Genomic DNA, 13,856 nt, shown 5'->3' on the forward strand with positions numbered 1-13,856 from the left:
GATTAGGGATTTGCGCTTACAAGGTCCTTGGGACTGGCAGGGTGGGATTCGGGCCGGAGCGAGATATGGTCGGCAAGAGACATGCCTCGGAAGAAATTGCGGCGAAGCTGGCTCAGGCCAACGATCTCGCCGCAAGAGGCAAGACCCAGCGCGAGATTTCGAAGGCGCTCGGTGTCAGCATCATGACTTATCATCGCTGGAAGAAGATGGTCAATTCCGAGGATTTTGCTCCCGTGGCATCGTCGGCCGATGAGTCGCGTGTCGCCGGCGGATCGCAGTCGGGGGACGCAATTCGGCGTCTGGAATTCGAGAATGCGCAATTGCGTCGGCTGGTGACCGACATGCTACTTGAGAAGCTGAAGCTCGAGGACGCCTTGCGGGACGGCCAGGCAAAGCGCCTGCGACGCCCGGACAACACCTAGATATTTTGCGCCTCACACGCTCGCGATGATCTCGAAGAGGCGCCGTCGGCTAGGCGGGGCTCGAATAATAGCCGTAGTGCGAGACATCAGGTTGTTCGAAACGCCGCAGCAGTTTCGGATCGGCCATATTGAGCACAACGCCGAGAATTCGCTCATGTAGCTCCGGCTCAGCGCCGAATTGCCGGCGGACCGAGGCGATGCTCGTGCTGCCCCATTTCACCACAAATACCACCGAGTCGATCAATGGCAGCGCCACGCGAACGTCGATGACCGGGGCGGTCGGCGGCAGATCGAGGATGACATAGTCGAAGCGCTCGCGCAGCGCATCGATCATCTGGGCAAATTCCGCAGACGCCAGAATTTCATCGGAGTGGAGGAGGGCCTCCGTCAGGACGACCGGGAGCAGCGACAATCCGGTATCCGCATCGAAGCCGATCACCTGGTCGACGTTGGCCGTTCCATTCAACACGCCGAGCCATCCCGTTGACGGTTGCGGCGTGAGGCTTTGGCCGAGCGTGGGATTGCGCAGATCGGCATCCACCAGGATGACGCGCTTGCCGGCGTCGGCGGTGAGCGTCGCAAGATTGCAGGCGACGGTCGACTTGCCCTCGCCGGGCAGGCTCGAGGTAACGCCGATGACCTTGTTGTTGCGGATCGAGGCTTCGAGCGACACACGGATCTTGATCCTGCGGATCGCCTCGGCGAAGGCCGAGAGCGGTTGATCGGCAGCCGTCCGCTTCATCGGGTCGGCGAACTGGAAGGCAGGTGTGCCTTGCAAGCTCGGCAGTTTGTAGCGTGAAGCCAGGACAGATGCAGGGCCGGGTCTGCGGGCATCCTTTCGCGAAGCCGGTTTCGATCCCGGCGCGGCTTTGCGATCGGCCATCGGGACGACGGAGAGGCACCGAAGTCCCAATTCCTCCTCGGCCTGCCGGCCGGTCCGAAACACCCCGTCCATCGCTTCGCGCAGGACGGCTGTTCCGATCCCCGCCAGCAGACCGAATGTAAGGGCGATCACCAGAACCAGCGAACTGATCGGCCGGCTCTTTTGCGTCGGCGGCACCGCCGCGCTGATCACGCGGGCATCGGTGATCGGAAACGACTGCTGCTGGATCGCTTCCATGTAGCGCTGCAGGAAGCTGTCATAGAGGCTGTGATAGACCTTGGCCGTGCTCTCGAGTTCGGCGAGACCAAGCCGGTCGTGTTTCAACAATTGTCCCTCGGAGACGAGATCGTTCAGCGCGCGCTCGAGGTTTTCCTCGCGCGTCTTCGCGACCTGGTAGTCGCTCCGGGCGCTCGCCAGGATACGGCCGAGCTCGGCGCTGATGTTCCGGCGCGCTTCTTCCATCTGCGCTCGCACGTTTGCGGCGGCTTCGTGGTCGATGCCGTAGCGCGACGACAGGCTGGCCTCGCGCGCGGACAGGTCGAGATACTGGTTGCGCAGGCGCGTGATCACCTCGTTCTTGAGGACGTCGGCGACTGCGGCCTGGCCGACGTCCATCTTCTGGATCTGTTCGACCCGGTCCAGGCGGGCCTTCGCCTCGCTGGTCGATCCGCGCGCGGATGCGAGCTGACTGCTGAGCTCGATGGCCTGCTGGTCGCCGATCAGGCGGTTCGATCCTGGATTGCCGCCTGGACCATTGCTGCCGCCCAGATCGACGATCTTGTTCCTTTCCTTGAATTCCAGGACGGCGCGATCGGCTGATGTCGCCTTGGTCTTCAATTCGTTGATGCGATCCTGAAGCCAGACGCTGGCCCTGTTGACCGTCCGAAACTTGGCTTCGAGCTGGTCGTCGATATAGGCATCGGCCAATGCGTTGGCGATCCGCGCGGCCGTATCGGGGCTGCGCGAGGTGTAGGCAATGTTGAGCACGTAGGTCTTGTCACCCCGCGAAATCGCGCGGTTCCGCATCAGCTGGTCGAGCGCCAGTAATTCGCGGTCGTCGGAGGAGTCACCGGCCGCGCCGGTGAGGAAACCGAACGGTCCACGGTTGCTCGTGAAGTCCGGATCATCTGCCAGGTGGAGCTCCCTGACCACCGCAAGCGCGATCTTGCGCGACATCAGGATCTCGACCTGCGAACCCACCTGCAGCGTGTCGAGCGGCACGTCACCTTGAGGCTGGAGCTGGTTTTGCAGGACCCGCAGCGTGCTGCTGTCGATGAGCAACGTCGTCGTCGCCGTATATTGCGGCGGCGTGATGACGAGGTACAGGGCGCCGATCGCGAGCGCTGCAAGCGGAATGGCGAGCAACAGACGATATTGCCTTCGAACCAGCCCCGTCAGCCGCTCGAGCAGGGTTGAAAGCGAGTCCGGTGCATCCGCGCCGCTATTGCGATAGTCGGCTCGCGCAGCGCGCGAGATCATATCCATTGTTGATCAAGTCCCGCGGAGGCGCAATATGCGGTCCTCTGATACGGCGTGCACGGGAAATCACACCCGCATTTGTGCTGCCTCTCCCTCCGTGACGGAGAAGCCGACCTAGGTCTAACCTCACAATAATACAGATATGTTACAGTTCGTGGTGTTCGGGCCGGATCAATCGCATGGATCGATCATTGCCCTTCTTTTTGAGTCGCATTCTTGAGAGCAGGCGGCCGCGCGGCCCCTCAGCCGTACTCCTCGCCGATCCCGTATTCGCGGTAGATCTCGAGCGGATCGAGGTCGGGGAACAGGCGGCATTTGGCCTGGGCCAGATGCAGGCTGACGGCCGCCGGCTCCTTGCCGTTCGACAGCATTTTCCGGAGATCATCCATATGCGCGCTCGGCTGGTGCTTGGCCTCGAGCTGCTCCAGCGCGACCAGGGCCGTCGCGAGCGCCTCGGTCAGAACCCAGTCGTCGTGGCCCGTGATTCCCTTCTTCGGCATCGGCAGACCCCAATCCGCAGACTTCGCCTTTAGCTGCGGCAGCACTCTACCGTAGCTTCGGTCGAATCTCCATCGAGCCGCGGCAGCCGGGCGCGTGGAACAGGCGATGATCCCCGCGCTCTCGCTTGCATTATGGCGGGGCGTGGCTAAAAGGCGGCGGCACGCGGGGGACGGTATCTTTGTTGAAACAAAGTTGGCGTAGACGGACCTCGCGTGACCTCTCTCGGCTGGAGCCAGCATGGTCTTTCTAAGCTTCGTCTACCGCTTCCTGACCAATTTCGCATTCATGGCGCTGGTCTATTTCAGCCTGAACTTCATGGAGAAATACCAGAACCGGGCGATCCTCGCGATCCTGGTGCTGGTCTATAGCGGCATGCGCGCGGCCTCGACGCTGCGCGCCTTCTACTTCTTCCAGAAAATCGAGAAGCTGGAAGCCGAGACCAAGCGGCTTCAAGCGCCGATCAATGACGGCTCGGGCGGGACCAATTCGCGCAAGCAGATCGTCGTGGATGTCGGGCGGCTGCGCCGCGACGGCGAGCTCAAATCCTATATGGATCTGTTCTTCCTGGCGCTGATCGTGCTGCTCTGCGTCGCCAACATCATGCGGCAGTAACAGCACTTCGCTCAGGCGCGTTTTTTCACGCTGGTGGCGAGGCGGGTCGGGCGGGGCGCCGTGGTCCTGACCTGAGCCGCGTGCTTCGGCGCGGCGCGCGCAGCCGTGTGCGCGGCCTGAATCTTTCCGGCCTTGATCTTCCCAGCCTTGCCCTTGCCGCCACGCGGCGCCTCGGCCGCCATCGCGAGCCGCGTCGCCGCGCGCCGCGACAGGGTGGTCGACAGCAGCACCTCGATCGAGCCCTCGGGGATCGCGAAGAGATCGCGGCCGGGCGCGGGCAGGGTGGCCGCGACATCGGCCTGCGCCATAGTCCTGCGCGGCAGCACGACCGGCTGGTGCGCGGTCCGCACATTGAGATCGGCGAGGGCCGGTGCCGGCAGGCTCGCGGTCTGGGTGAACACGAAATTCGGCACAGCGGGCCAGCGCGCGATCGGCGTCGTTTCCGTCGGCGGATGCAGCAGCCACTCCACCGGCGTCGTCGGTGTCGCCGGCTGGTCGGCGGTCGCGGGCACCACGTGCACGATGCGGTAGCCGCGCGCCTTCAGGTCGCGAATGATCTTTGGCAGCGCCGCCACGGTGCGCGGCTGGATGTCGTGCAGCAGCAGAATGCCCTTGCCCTTGGCCTCCAGCCGCTGGATCGCAAGCTGGTAGACGCGATCGGGCGAGACATGCCGCCAGTCGTCGGCCGGGAAGTCGGCGCTCCATACCTGGATGCCGCGCGAGATCAGATAGTCCTCGACGCCGTCAGCGCGCATCAGGCCGGGAATGCGAAAGAACGGCGCCAGCTTGGATGGGTCCGTCATGGCCGCCGAGGTCCACTCGATGCCGCCGTTGATCTCGGTCTCAGCCTTGTCGATCGGCATCCTGTTCATCGTCAGCGGATGGGTCATGCTGTGCGTGCCGACGGTGTGCCCCGCGGCCACCAGCTTGCGCACGCCTTCCGGGTTGGCCTTGGCCTGCTGACCGATGATGAAGAAGGTCGCCTTGATGCACTCGCTCGCGAGGATCTGAAGCACCTGGTTGGAATATTTCGGCAGCGGACCGTCGTCGAAGGTGAGGACCACCTCGTGGTCCTTCAGCGGCAGCGTCTCGCGATATTGCATGGTGCCGATGCGCGGATGCTCGCGCGGGTCGACGACGAGCGTGCGGGAGGTGCCGAGCGCATCGGGATGACCGGGGCAGTCGGCCGCCAAGGCTGCCGGCGACGCCACAGTCAGCAACCCGAAGAACACGCCAAGAAGCAGGACGGTCCACGATCGCGTCCGGACAACAACGCTACTGCCGATCATGAACCCGGTCTGCCCTCATCTGAGCTGGCTGCGATATCCGTAGGTCGGAGACATCAGGAAACGGTTCAGGCGCAAACAGCTTTCCCGCCCAAGGTCCGGTCCAGGGGTCCCGTCCGTGGCACCCTCCATCAATGCATGGCGTAGCATGAACAGAGTGTTAATAGGGCTCAAATCACCCCATTTTGGCCGGACGTGACATTCCGGCATCAATGCGCATCGGCATGCTTCGGCGCCGGGCCTGCGGGAACCACGTGAACCACGTGAAAGCCGTTCTCCCTGAGGTAGCGCAGGAAGGCCGGCATGATGGCCGCCGTGCGCGCCTTGGGATCGTGGAACAGGATGATGCCCTTGCCGGCCGCGGCCACGCGCTCGGTGATCAGCTTCAACTCCTGCTCCGGCGTCATCTCGTTCCAGTCGCTGGCCCACAGGTCGGCGCCGAACACGACGATACCGCGCGACTGCAGCAGGTCGAGCTGTCCTTGCGTCGATTCGAAATAGGGGAAGCGGAAGAACGGCGTCGATGGCGTCGTGCTCGAGACCCCGTGCAGCGCCATCTCGTCGGCGGCGATGCCGCGGTCGATCTCGCTGCTGGCCTTGTCGGCCGGGATCCGGGCCATGAACGGGTGCGACCAGGTGTGGTGGCCGATTGTGTGGCCCTCGCGGGCGATGCGCTTGACCATATCAGGGTGTTCGGATGCGTGCTGGCCGATCAGGAAGAAGGTTGCGCGCACGCATTCCTGCGCCAGCGCCGCCAGCACCTTCGACGTGGTCGGTGGATGCGGGCCGTCATCGAAGGTCAGCACGACCTCGTGATCGGCGAGCGGCAGCGTCTGCGGAAAGCTCTTCAGGCCGACGCGCGAGGTGCTCTTGGCATCGACGCTCAGCAGGCGCGACGTGCCGAGTGCATCCTTGCGCGGGCAGTCTGCGGCCTCGGCCGCGCCGCTCCCGATGAGGGCTGCGAGAGCCGCGGCCATCGCGATCGAGGTCCATTGCGGTCGATGCATCTTTGCCATTGCGCTTGCGATTGCCTTGTGGGTATTGGCTGACCGTCAGCCCAAATCACCAACCTGTTGAACGGCGAGGCCCACCATGGATGAACAGATGGACGGCGCCGCCTCCGCCGAGGCCTCGGTACTCGACCACGTGCCGATGCGCAATGAAGACGGCGAAATCAGGCATGAATTCGTCGAGGAAATCGCCCATGCGATCGAGGCCGCCGACAGCGCCGCGCTGCGCGCCTGTGTCGCCGAGCTGCATGAGGCCGATCTCGGCGACCTTATCGCGGCGCTCGCGCCCGACGATCGCGTCCGCCTGGTCGAGCTGACCGGCGCCGACTTCGACTTCTCCGCGCTGAACGAGCTCGACGAGGGGGTGCGCGAGGAGATTCTCGACGAGCTCCCCCCCGAGACGGTGGCCGAGGGCGTCCGCGAGCTCGAATCCGACGACGCGGTCGAGCTGCTCGAAACCCTCGACGAGGACGAGCAGGAGGAGATCCTGGAGAAGCTGCCGCTGCAGGAGCGCGTCGCGCTCGAGCGCAGCCTGCTGTATCCGGAAAACTCCGCCGGCCGGCGCATGCAGACCGAGTTCATCGCCGTGCCGCAGGATTTCACGGTGGGGCAGGCAATCGACTACATGCGCGATACGCCAGATCTGCCTGACCGCTTCTACGAGATCTACGTCGTCGACAAGGACCAGCACTGGCAGGGCGCGGTTCCGCTCGACGTGCTGCTGCGCGCACGCCGTCCGGTGCCGCTCACCGAGCTGACTGACGAGGATCGCCGCCGCGTCTCCGTCCTGGAGGACCAGGAGGAGGTGGCGCGCATGTTCGGCAAGTACAATCTTGTCGCAGCGCCCGTGCTCGACACCCAGGACCGCCTCGTCGGCGTCATCACCGTCGACGACGTCGTCGACGTGATCGAGGAGGAGGCGGACGAGGACCTCAAGGCGCTCGGCGGCGTCACCAGCGACGAAGAGCTCTCGGACAGCGTGCTGACGATCGCGCGCGCGCGCTTCAACTGGCTGCTGGTCAATCTCGCCACGGCGTTCCTGGCGTCCTCCGTGCTCGGCCTGTTCGAGGGCCAGCTCGAGAAGATGGTGGCGCTCGCCGTGCTTGCGCCGATCGTGGCGAGCCAGGGCGGCAATGCCGCGACCCAGACCATGACGGTGGCGGTGCGGGCGCTCGCCACCCGCGAACTCGGCTCGTCCAACGCCTGGCGTGTGGTGATGCGCGAGACGTTCGTCGGCCTCGTTAACGGTCTCGCCTTTGCCGTGATCACCGGCATCGCCGCGGTGGCCTGGTTCAAGATCCCCGGCCTTGGCATCGTGATCGGGCTCGCCATCATCTGCAACCTCGTCGCCGGTGCGCTCGGCGGCATCCTGATCCCGATGGGGCTCGAACGCGTCAGGGCCGATCCGGCGGTGGCATCGGGCACGTTCGTGACGACGGTGACGGACGTGGTCGGCTTCTTCTCCTTCCTCGGCATCGCCACGCTGTGGTTCGGGTTGAAGTAGTGGGGCGTGCCACGCTCTCTCCACTCGTCATTGCGAGCGGCAGCGAAGCAATCCAGAATCCTTCCGCGGCGCCAGTCTGGATTGCTTCGTCGCATCAGCGCAAAATTGCTTCGCAATTTTTGTCGCGAGCTCCTCGCAATGACGGGGTAAGAGCGGTGCGGCCCTCTTGCGCTCTCGTGGGGGCGGGGGCCGCATCCTTTAATCCGACTTTAAGCGACCTGCCGCATCATTGCTCCGCTTGGGGGAATGGGCATGCGGTTGCGGCTGAAGGCGGACGGACGGGTCGTTGAGTTGCGGGACGGGCAAGAATTTCCTGTCCAGCCGTTTCCTGTCCAGCCGGTCCCGCCAGCGGCCGAGGCGCCGCCGGCCGAGATCGGCTCGCTCGCAGTACGCGATCTGCGCCGGCGCTCCTGTCTCACCCAGATGGAGTTTGCCGCCAAGCTCGGCGTGCCCGTCGAGACCATTCGCAACTGGGAGCAGGGCAAGCGCGCCCCGCGCGGTCCCGCCCGCGCGTTGCTGACCGTGATTGCGCACGCGCCGGATACGGTGTTCCAGGCGCTCGCCAAAGCCTGACGTCAAGGCCTGATCCCGCGAACCTCCCGTTAGCATTGCAGCTCAAGATCGGGGCCCGAGGCCGGCGTCGTCCGTTGCACTCTGCCGGGGCGGGGCCATAATGACGTTTGGGGCTGCCGCAACAGAGAGGATTCCTCATGCTGTTCGTCGAGGCCAATGGCGCAAAGATACCGGCGATCGGGCTCGGGACCTGGGAGCTGACCGGCCGCACCTGCGCGCGCGTGGTCGAGCAGGCGTTGCGGCTCGGCTACCGCCACATCGACACCGCCCAGGTCTATGACAATGAGCGCGAGGTCGGCGATGGCCTGCGCGCCTCCGGCGTACGCCGCGACGACATCTTCCTGACCACCAAGGTCTGGACCAACCATTTCGCCCCGCACGATCTCGAGCGCTCGGTCAAGGAGAGCCTGGCACGGCTGCGACTCCCCTCCGTCGATCTCCTGCTGCTGCACTGGCCCAATTCGCACGTGCCGCTGTCGGAGACCTTGGGCGCGCTGGCGCACGCCAAGCGCATGGGCCTGACGCGCCACATCGGCGTCTCCAACTTCACGGTGGCCTTGATCGAGCAGGCGGCGGCGCTGTGTCCGGAGCCGCTGGTCTGCAACCAAGTCGAATTCCATCCTTATCTCGACCAGGCCAAGGTGAAGGCGGCCTGCGACCAGCACGGCATGGCGCTGGTTGCCTATAGCCCGATCGCCAAGGGCCGCATCAAGTCCGATCAGACGCTGGCGGAGATCGGCCGCGCCCATCACAAGACGCCGGCGCAGATCTGCCTGCGCTGGCTGGTGCAACAGAATGTGTCCGCAATTCCCAGAACCTCGCGCATCGAACGCCTGTCGGAAAACATCGAGATCTTCGACTTTGCTCTCGCCGATGACGAGATGGCCCGGATCGCCGCGCTGGCCAGCCCCAAGGGCCGGCTAACCGATTTCGGCTTCGCGCCGAAATGGGATTGAGGGGGAACTTGGGTATGCTAGGAGCAGGACAGCAACCCAAGATCGGGCGATGGAACTGCGGAAGATCATACGGACGGACATTGCGGCGTCAGCGATCGCGCATCTGACGCTGGTGGCGCTGATCATCGTGATCAGCGAGGTCCATCCGTTTCATTCCGCGCCGCCCGAGACGGTCGCCGTGGATATCGTCACGCCGGAGCAGGTGAAGCGGGAAGAGGCCAAGGCAGAAGAGAAGGCCAAGGAAGAGGCGAAGGAGAAGCCGCCGGAGCCGCTCCCCGACTTGCAACTGCCGAAGATCGATTTCGCCGACAAGGACAAGGCCGCGGCCCCCAAGCTCGCGGCCAAGGAGAAGCCGGCGGAGAAGGCCCCGCCGCAACCGCAGCAGCAAAAGCAGGCCTCGCAAGAGCCTCAGCAGAAGCAGCCACAGCCTCAGTCGTCGGAAGCGCCGAAGCAGCAAGAGGCCAACGCACAGCCGCAGGCGCAACAACCGCAGCCGCCGCCATCGCAGCAGCCAGCGCAACAGGCGCAGCCTCAGGCAGCGCAGCCATCACCGCCCGCGATGCCGCAGCCGCAGGCCGCGCCACCGGCCCATCAGGCGCCGGAGCCTGATGTGACCGTCAAATACGGCGTGATGCTGGGCCTGCCGCCCGAATTGCCGCCGGAGCCGAAAGACGCGCCCAAGGACGACGGCGGCGACGCCAAGGATTCGATCAGTGCCAAGCTGCCGGCGGACGTCATCGCCGCGCTGCGCCGGCACCTCAGGAGCTGTTCGAAACTGCCGGCGGGCGTTGCGCCCAGCGACGCCGTCCGCATCAAGCTGCGCGCGGTGATGGCCACCGACGGCACGCTGGCGCGCCCGCCGATCCTGATCGAGGCGCCGCCATCGGCAAAGGGCGTCGCCATCGTGAAGTCCGCGATGAGCGCGATGCAGGCTTGCCAGCCTTACAAGATGCTGCCCGTCGACAAATATGCGGAATGGAAGGTGATGGACCTTTCATTCACGCCGGGGGATTTCGGATCGTGACCGGCGTGTGGCCGCCGCCCCGCTCGACCGTCATACGGCCCTCGGATTGCCTGCCGACGGGCAAAACACCCGGCAGGGTCGTCAATATGCCCCGCGAAAATATTCCACTTTACCGAAATTCGGAAATAGCGTATGTGTTGCCCATCCCGGCTTGGTCTTGAGGGGCGATCGTACGTCGTCACGTGTCGCGAGCCGGGTTTGCGGTGGACGCGGCAGCGTCGGCACGAGATGGCGCGGGCAGGGCGGGTAGTCCCTGTGAGCCCGAAGCCGCGTGTAGATGAACGGCGCTGTGAAATTCGTCTTGCCAACATGCTTTCGGCGCGTGTGCACAACGGCCGAAAGCCTCTGCGGCGCCGGCGGACGCGCGTACGGCAAAACCGTGTGGTCCTGGCCGTCGTAGCGACGGTCAAGCTTTCCGCCGAGGTGTGGAGCGCCCGACCGGGTTAACCGCATCGCCAATCTGCGGAAGCGAGGGAGGCCAAAGGAAATTCGGCTCCCGGGAGAGCGCGGCATAAGCCGTCAACCCATCGCGCAGGGAAGGCCGTGCGTTCGGCCACACCTGTATGCTGCTGTGCGGTCTTCTTGCGTTCCATTTCGCGCAGCAGACCGCGGGTGCGAGGTCAGCACCCGGTCTTCCCTGCGCCCTCTTGATCGAGAGGGTGGAGAGATCAGGCAAAGCTCGGGCGAAAGGGCGTCGCGAGGACGAGAAGGCGTGTCTGCGATTTGAACTGAAACCAGAAGAGTGATGCCGTCACCTCATACTCCGTCATTGCGAGTGCAACGAGGCAATCCAGAATCCCTCCGCGGAAAGACTCTGGATTGCTTCGCCGCGCTCGCAATGACGACGTGGAAGTGGAAAGAGCATGCGCTCATCCATTCCCGTCATCCTGAGGCGCCGGAGCCTTGCGGCGCAATTGCGCCGCCGGGCGGAGGCCTCGAAGGATGCACGGCCCGGCTGTATCGGGGCCGTGCATCCTTCGAGGCTCGCGATGGGCCGCGTTGCGTCCCATCGCTCGCACCTCAGGATGACGGGTCTAATGTTCGCAAGGTCGGTGTGGAAGGACGCATATCACCGACCGCGCTTCCCCTCATCGCCCCCCGCGACCTCCGGCGCCATCGCGGCCCACGCGCTCGATGCGAACTGCCGTCGCCAGGTCACGATGACCACGGCGGCCGTGGTCACGAACAGCACCCAGGGGCTGACGAACCAGCCGAGATAGCCGAGCGCGAAGAAGAAGGCGCGCTGGCCGCGGTTGAAATGGCGGCCGGCGGATTCGAACACGCGCGTGGTCCGCATGACATGGGCCTCGGCCTCCGGCGTGTCGCGTTGCGAGGCCGGCGGCATGCCGCCGTAGAGGATCGCGACATAGTTGAACAGCCGATAGGCCCAGGCGAATTTGAAGAAGGCGTAGACGCAGATCAGCACCAGACCGACGCATTTCAGCTCCCACATGGCGGGCGAGGTGCTGAGATCGATCGGCAGCTTGCCGAGAATGGTGATGGCATCGTTGGTGGCATGCAGCAGCGCCAGCGCGCCGCCGAGCGCGAACAGGCTGGTGGAGGCGAAGAAGGCGGTGCCGTTCTGCAGTGAGGCCATGATCTGCATGTCGACCATGCGCGCCTCGCGGTCGAGCAGGCGGCGGACCCAGACTTCGCGATATCGGTTCATCCGCGCCGACAGACTGTCGCGGCCATAGGCGGAGTGCTCGAGCGTGGCGGCATAGGCCAGCCATTCGATGATGAAGAAGCCGACGGCGGTGATGTCGACCCAATGCCTGCTCATGTCTCTCTCCTCGCGAGCCGCCACGATTGCCACGCATGGCCAGTAGCGGCAACGATTGATTGGCGGCAGGCGATGGCGTTAAAAGCAGCCGCACAGACGGACTCAACCAGGGATCCATGACATGGCAGCGCTCAAGCTCGCGATCGGCAACAAGAACTACTCGTCATGGTCGATGCGGCCCTGGCTCGCGCTCCGCGCCAACGACATCCCGTTCGTGGAGACCGTGATTCCGCTCTACACGGACAATCCCGCCGACAAGGAGCAGATCCTGTCCTTCAGCCGCGCCGGCAAGGTGCCGGTGCTGGTCGACGGCGACATTACGGTGTGGGATTCGCTCGCCATCTTCGAATACATCGCCGAGCGCTATCCGGAGAAGAAGCTGTGGCCCGACGACGTCGCCGCCCGCGCGTTGGCCCGTTCCGTGTGCGCCGAGATGCATTCCGGCTTCATGGCCTTGCGCAGCGAATGCGGCATGAACCTGCACCGTCCGGTGCGCGCCGTAACGCTGTCGGCGGACGCCAAGGCCAACGTCGCGCGCGTGCAGGAGATCTGGCGCACATGCCGGAGCCGCTATGGCGCCGGCGGGCCATTCCTGTTCGGCGGCTTCGGCGCGGCGGATGCGATGTATGCTCCTGTCGTGCATCGTTTCCGCACCTATGCGATCGAGGTCACGCCGGAGACCAAGGCCTATATGGACACGATGATGGCGCTGCCGGCATTCCAGGAATGGACCCGCGACGGGCTCGCCGAAACGCTTGTCATCGAAAGATTCGAGAACGTCTGACTGGGAGCGCGAGCCGGGAGAAGGGCGCACCGGTTCTGCGACGAGATCATGCTCGCTCGAAATGTGATTGCGCGCGGCTTGACGGCGTGCCGGCTGGCGGCGCTCAATCGAGGCAACACGGCTCAGGAGAGGGATGGCCATGGGACTTCTGGACTCACTGGAGAATAACCCCGCATTGCGCAGCGCGCTCGGCCAGCTCGGAGCCGCCGTGCTGCCGGCCGTGCTGAACGAGGTGCTCGGCAGCAACAATCAGGGCGGCCTGGGCGCGATCGTTGCCAAGCTTCAGCAGGCTGGCTTTGGCGACCAGGTCAAATCCTGGCTGGGCAATGGCCAGAACCTGCCGATCTCGGCCGACCAGCTCCGCGCCGTGCTCGGCAACGACACCGTCCGGCAGCTCGCCGCGCGCTACAATATCCCGGTCGACCAGCTCGGCGAGATCCTGGCCCAGGAGCTGCCCAAGGCCGTGGATCAGGCGAGCCCGCAGGGCCATCTGCCCCACGGCGCCTGAGCGGCTGTTCCCGACGGTATCGCCGGATGCCGGGTTCGGCTTCTATCATCCTGAAAAAACTGCAGGATTTGTGCATTTGCCAGGTCTGATATCGCTGGCCAGAACGCCGCACCGCGTGCTATAGGTCGGACCGGGTATTCAGCCGGTCCGTCGCAGTGGGACCCTGGGCACGGCCGGCGCTGTTTGAGTGATGGAGATGGGCGTTGAAGCATAAATTCCCCGTGGGAACGCGCGTATTATTCACTGCCAGCAACGTCGCGCGCCCGGCTGCGAGTGGCTCATACGAGATCATTCGCCTGCTGCCGACGGAAGGCGACGACTGCCAGTACCGGATCAAGAGCTCGACCGAAGCTTTCGAACGGGTCGCCAAGGAAAGCCAGCTCGCGCTCTCGTAACGCGCTGACCGCGCCGACGCATTGACATTGCGAACGAATTTGCTCCGCTCGCCGTCAAAAGGCCCGCTTCGCCTTGGCAAGGTGGCCAGGGGCAGCTGCCGGTTCGCGGTGCTCGCTTGACCATCAGCTCTTTGCT

14 protein-coding genes are annotated in these 13,856 nt (G+C 64.7%); 9 read left to right on the forward strand and 5 right to left on the reverse strand.

Going from position 1 to position 13,856, the window contains the following annotated elements; all coding sequences use genetic code 11:
- The first annotated feature begins 65 nt into the window (after positions 1–65).
- Positions 66–422, forward strand: coding sequence for a helix-turn-helix domain-containing protein (locus G8O24_RS18485; RefSeq protein ID WP_188101710.1), 357 nt, complete (start codon positions 66–68; stop codon positions 420–422).
- Positions 423–471: 49 nt separating this feature from the next.
- Here the strand turns inward: G8O24_RS18485 and G8O24_RS18490 are convergent, their stop codons facing one another.
- Together G8O24_RS18490 and G8O24_RS18495 are read right to left on the reverse strand one after the other, a co-directional pair.
- Positions 472–2,790, reverse strand: a complete 2,319-nt coding sequence (locus G8O24_RS18490; RefSeq protein WP_188101713.1) for an AAA family ATPase — start codon at positions 2,788–2,790, stop codon at positions 472–474.
- 236 nt (positions 2,791–3,026) lie between these two features.
- Positions 3,027–3,284 carry a hypothetical protein gene (locus G8O24_RS18495; RefSeq protein ID WP_188101714.1) on the reverse strand — a complete coding sequence of 86 codons (258 nt, stop codon included), beginning with the start codon at positions 3,282–3,284 and terminating at the stop codon, positions 3,027–3,029.
- Between the two features lie 238 nt (positions 3,285–3,522).
- Between G8O24_RS18495 and G8O24_RS18500 the strand changes: the two genes are divergently transcribed.
- Positions 3,523–3,897 (forward strand): hypothetical protein, encoded by a 375-nt coding sequence (locus G8O24_RS18500; protein ID WP_188101716.1) that lies wholly within the window; start codon positions 3,523–3,525, stop codon positions 3,895–3,897.
- An 11-nt stretch (positions 3,898–3,908) separates the two neighbouring features.
- Here G8O24_RS18500 and G8O24_RS18505 read toward each other — a convergent pair whose 3' ends face one another.
- Both G8O24_RS18505 and G8O24_RS18510 read right to left on the reverse strand, forming a co-directional pair.
- Positions 3,909–5,186 (reverse strand): polysaccharide deacetylase family protein, encoded by a 1,278-nt coding sequence (locus G8O24_RS18505; protein WP_188101718.1) that lies wholly within the window; start codon positions 5,184–5,186, stop codon positions 3,909–3,911.
- A gap of 206 nt (positions 5,187–5,392) precedes the next feature.
- On the reverse strand, positions 5,393–6,199 hold the full coding sequence (locus G8O24_RS18510) for a polysaccharide deacetylase family protein (RefSeq protein ID WP_188101720.1): 807 nt from the start codon (positions 6,197–6,199) through the stop codon (positions 5,393–5,395).
- A 76-nt stretch (positions 6,200–6,275) separates the two neighbouring features.
- Between G8O24_RS18510 and mgtE the strand changes: the two genes are divergently transcribed.
- From mgtE to tolA, 4 genes are all read left to right on the forward strand, one after another.
- Positions 6,276–7,697, forward strand: coding sequence for a magnesium transporter (gene mgtE, locus G8O24_RS18515; protein ID WP_188101722.1), 1,422 nt, complete (start codon positions 6,276–6,278; stop codon positions 7,695–7,697).
- Between the two features lie 246 nt (positions 7,698–7,943).
- Positions 7,944–8,270: a helix-turn-helix domain-containing protein gene (locus tag G8O24_RS18520; protein ID WP_188101724.1), complete on the forward strand. Its 327-nt coding sequence runs from the start codon at positions 7,944–7,946 to the stop codon at positions 8,268–8,270.
- Between the two features lie 137 nt (positions 8,271–8,407).
- Entirely contained in the window at positions 8,408–9,226 is an 819-nt protein-coding gene (locus G8O24_RS18525; protein WP_188101726.1) for an aldo/keto reductase, read from the forward strand.
- A 49-nt stretch (positions 9,227–9,275) separates the two neighbouring features.
- On the forward strand, positions 9,276–10,250 hold the full coding sequence (tolA, locus tag G8O24_RS18530; protein ID WP_188101728.1) for a cell envelope integrity protein TolA: 975 nt from the start codon (positions 9,276–9,278) through the stop codon (positions 10,248–10,250).
- A 1,069-nt stretch (positions 10,251–11,319) separates the two neighbouring features.
- On the opposite strand, the gene G8O24_RS18535 is transcribed toward tolA, so the two are convergent.
- On the reverse strand, positions 11,320–12,033 hold the full coding sequence (locus G8O24_RS18535) for a DUF599 domain-containing protein (RefSeq protein WP_188101729.1): 714 nt from the start codon (positions 12,031–12,033) through the stop codon (positions 11,320–11,322).
- A 121-nt stretch (positions 12,034–12,154) separates the two neighbouring features.
- Here G8O24_RS18535 and G8O24_RS18540 point away from each other — a divergent pair, with 121 nt between their 5' ends.
- The 3 genes from G8O24_RS18540 to G8O24_RS18550 all read left to right on the forward strand — a co-directional run bounded on the left by G8O24_RS18540 (position 12,155) and on the right by G8O24_RS18550 (position 13,720).
- Positions 12,155–12,817 carry a glutathione S-transferase family protein gene (locus G8O24_RS18540; RefSeq protein WP_188101731.1) on the forward strand — a complete coding sequence of 221 codons (663 nt, stop codon included), beginning with the start codon at positions 12,155–12,157 and terminating at the stop codon, positions 12,815–12,817.
- Positions 12,818–12,956: 139 nt separating this feature from the next.
- Complete coding sequence (locus tag G8O24_RS18545; RefSeq protein WP_188101733.1) at positions 12,957–13,325, forward strand: YidB family protein; 369 nt, start codon at positions 12,957–12,959, stop codon at positions 13,323–13,325.
- A 203-nt stretch (positions 13,326–13,528) separates the two neighbouring features.
- On the forward strand, positions 13,529–13,720 hold the full coding sequence (locus G8O24_RS18550) for a hypothetical protein (protein WP_027548146.1): 192 nt from the start codon (positions 13,529–13,531) through the stop codon (positions 13,718–13,720).
- The last annotated feature ends 136 nt before the right edge of the window (positions 13,721–13,856 follow it).

The sequence above is a fragment of the Bradyrhizobium campsiandrae genome (assembly GCF_014529705.1).
Taxonomy (GTDB): domain Bacteria; phylum Pseudomonadota; class Alphaproteobacteria; order Rhizobiales; family Xanthobacteraceae; genus Bradyrhizobium; species Bradyrhizobium campsiandrae.

Bases quoted from the DNA above. Each gene is read 5' to 3' on its own strand.
- G8O24_RS18485 (WP_188101710.1), top strand. From the start codon at position 66: ATGGTCGGCAAGAGACATGCCTCGGAAGAAATTGCGGCGAAGCTGGCT.
- G8O24_RS18490 (WP_188101713.1), bottom strand. From the start codon at position 2,790: ATGGATATGATCTCGCGCGCTGCGCGAGCCGACTATCGCAATAGCGGC.
- G8O24_RS18495 (WP_188101714.1), bottom strand. From the start codon at position 3,284: ATGCCGAAGAAGGGAATCACGGGCCACGACGACTGGGTTCTGACCGAG.
- G8O24_RS18500 (WP_188101716.1), top strand. From the start codon at position 3,523: ATGGTCTTTCTAAGCTTCGTCTACCGCTTCCTGACCAATTTCGCATTC.
- G8O24_RS18505 (WP_188101718.1), bottom strand. From the start codon at position 5,186: ATGATCGGCAGTAGCGTTGTTGTCCGGACGCGATCGTGGACCGTCCTG.
- G8O24_RS18510 (WP_188101720.1), bottom strand. From the start codon at position 6,199: ATGGCAAAGATGCATCGACCGCAATGGACCTCGATCGCGATGGCCGCG.
- mgtE (WP_188101722.1), top strand. From the start codon at position 6,276: ATGGATGAACAGATGGACGGCGCCGCCTCCGCCGAGGCCTCGGTACTC.
- G8O24_RS18520 (WP_188101724.1), top strand. From the start codon at position 7,944: ATGGGCATGCGGTTGCGGCTGAAGGCGGACGGACGGGTCGTTGAGTTG.
- G8O24_RS18525 (WP_188101726.1), top strand. From the start codon at position 8,408: ATGCTGTTCGTCGAGGCCAATGGCGCAAAGATACCGGCGATCGGGCTC.
- tolA (WP_188101728.1), top strand. From the start codon at position 9,276: ATGGAACTGCGGAAGATCATACGGACGGACATTGCGGCGTCAGCGATC.
- G8O24_RS18535 (WP_188101729.1), bottom strand. From the start codon at position 12,033: ATGAGCAGGCATTGGGTCGACATCACCGCCGTCGGCTTCTTCATCATC.
- G8O24_RS18540 (WP_188101731.1), top strand. From the start codon at position 12,155: ATGGCAGCGCTCAAGCTCGCGATCGGCAACAAGAACTACTCGTCATGG.
- G8O24_RS18545 (WP_188101733.1), top strand. From the start codon at position 12,957: ATGGGACTTCTGGACTCACTGGAGAATAACCCCGCATTGCGCAGCGCG.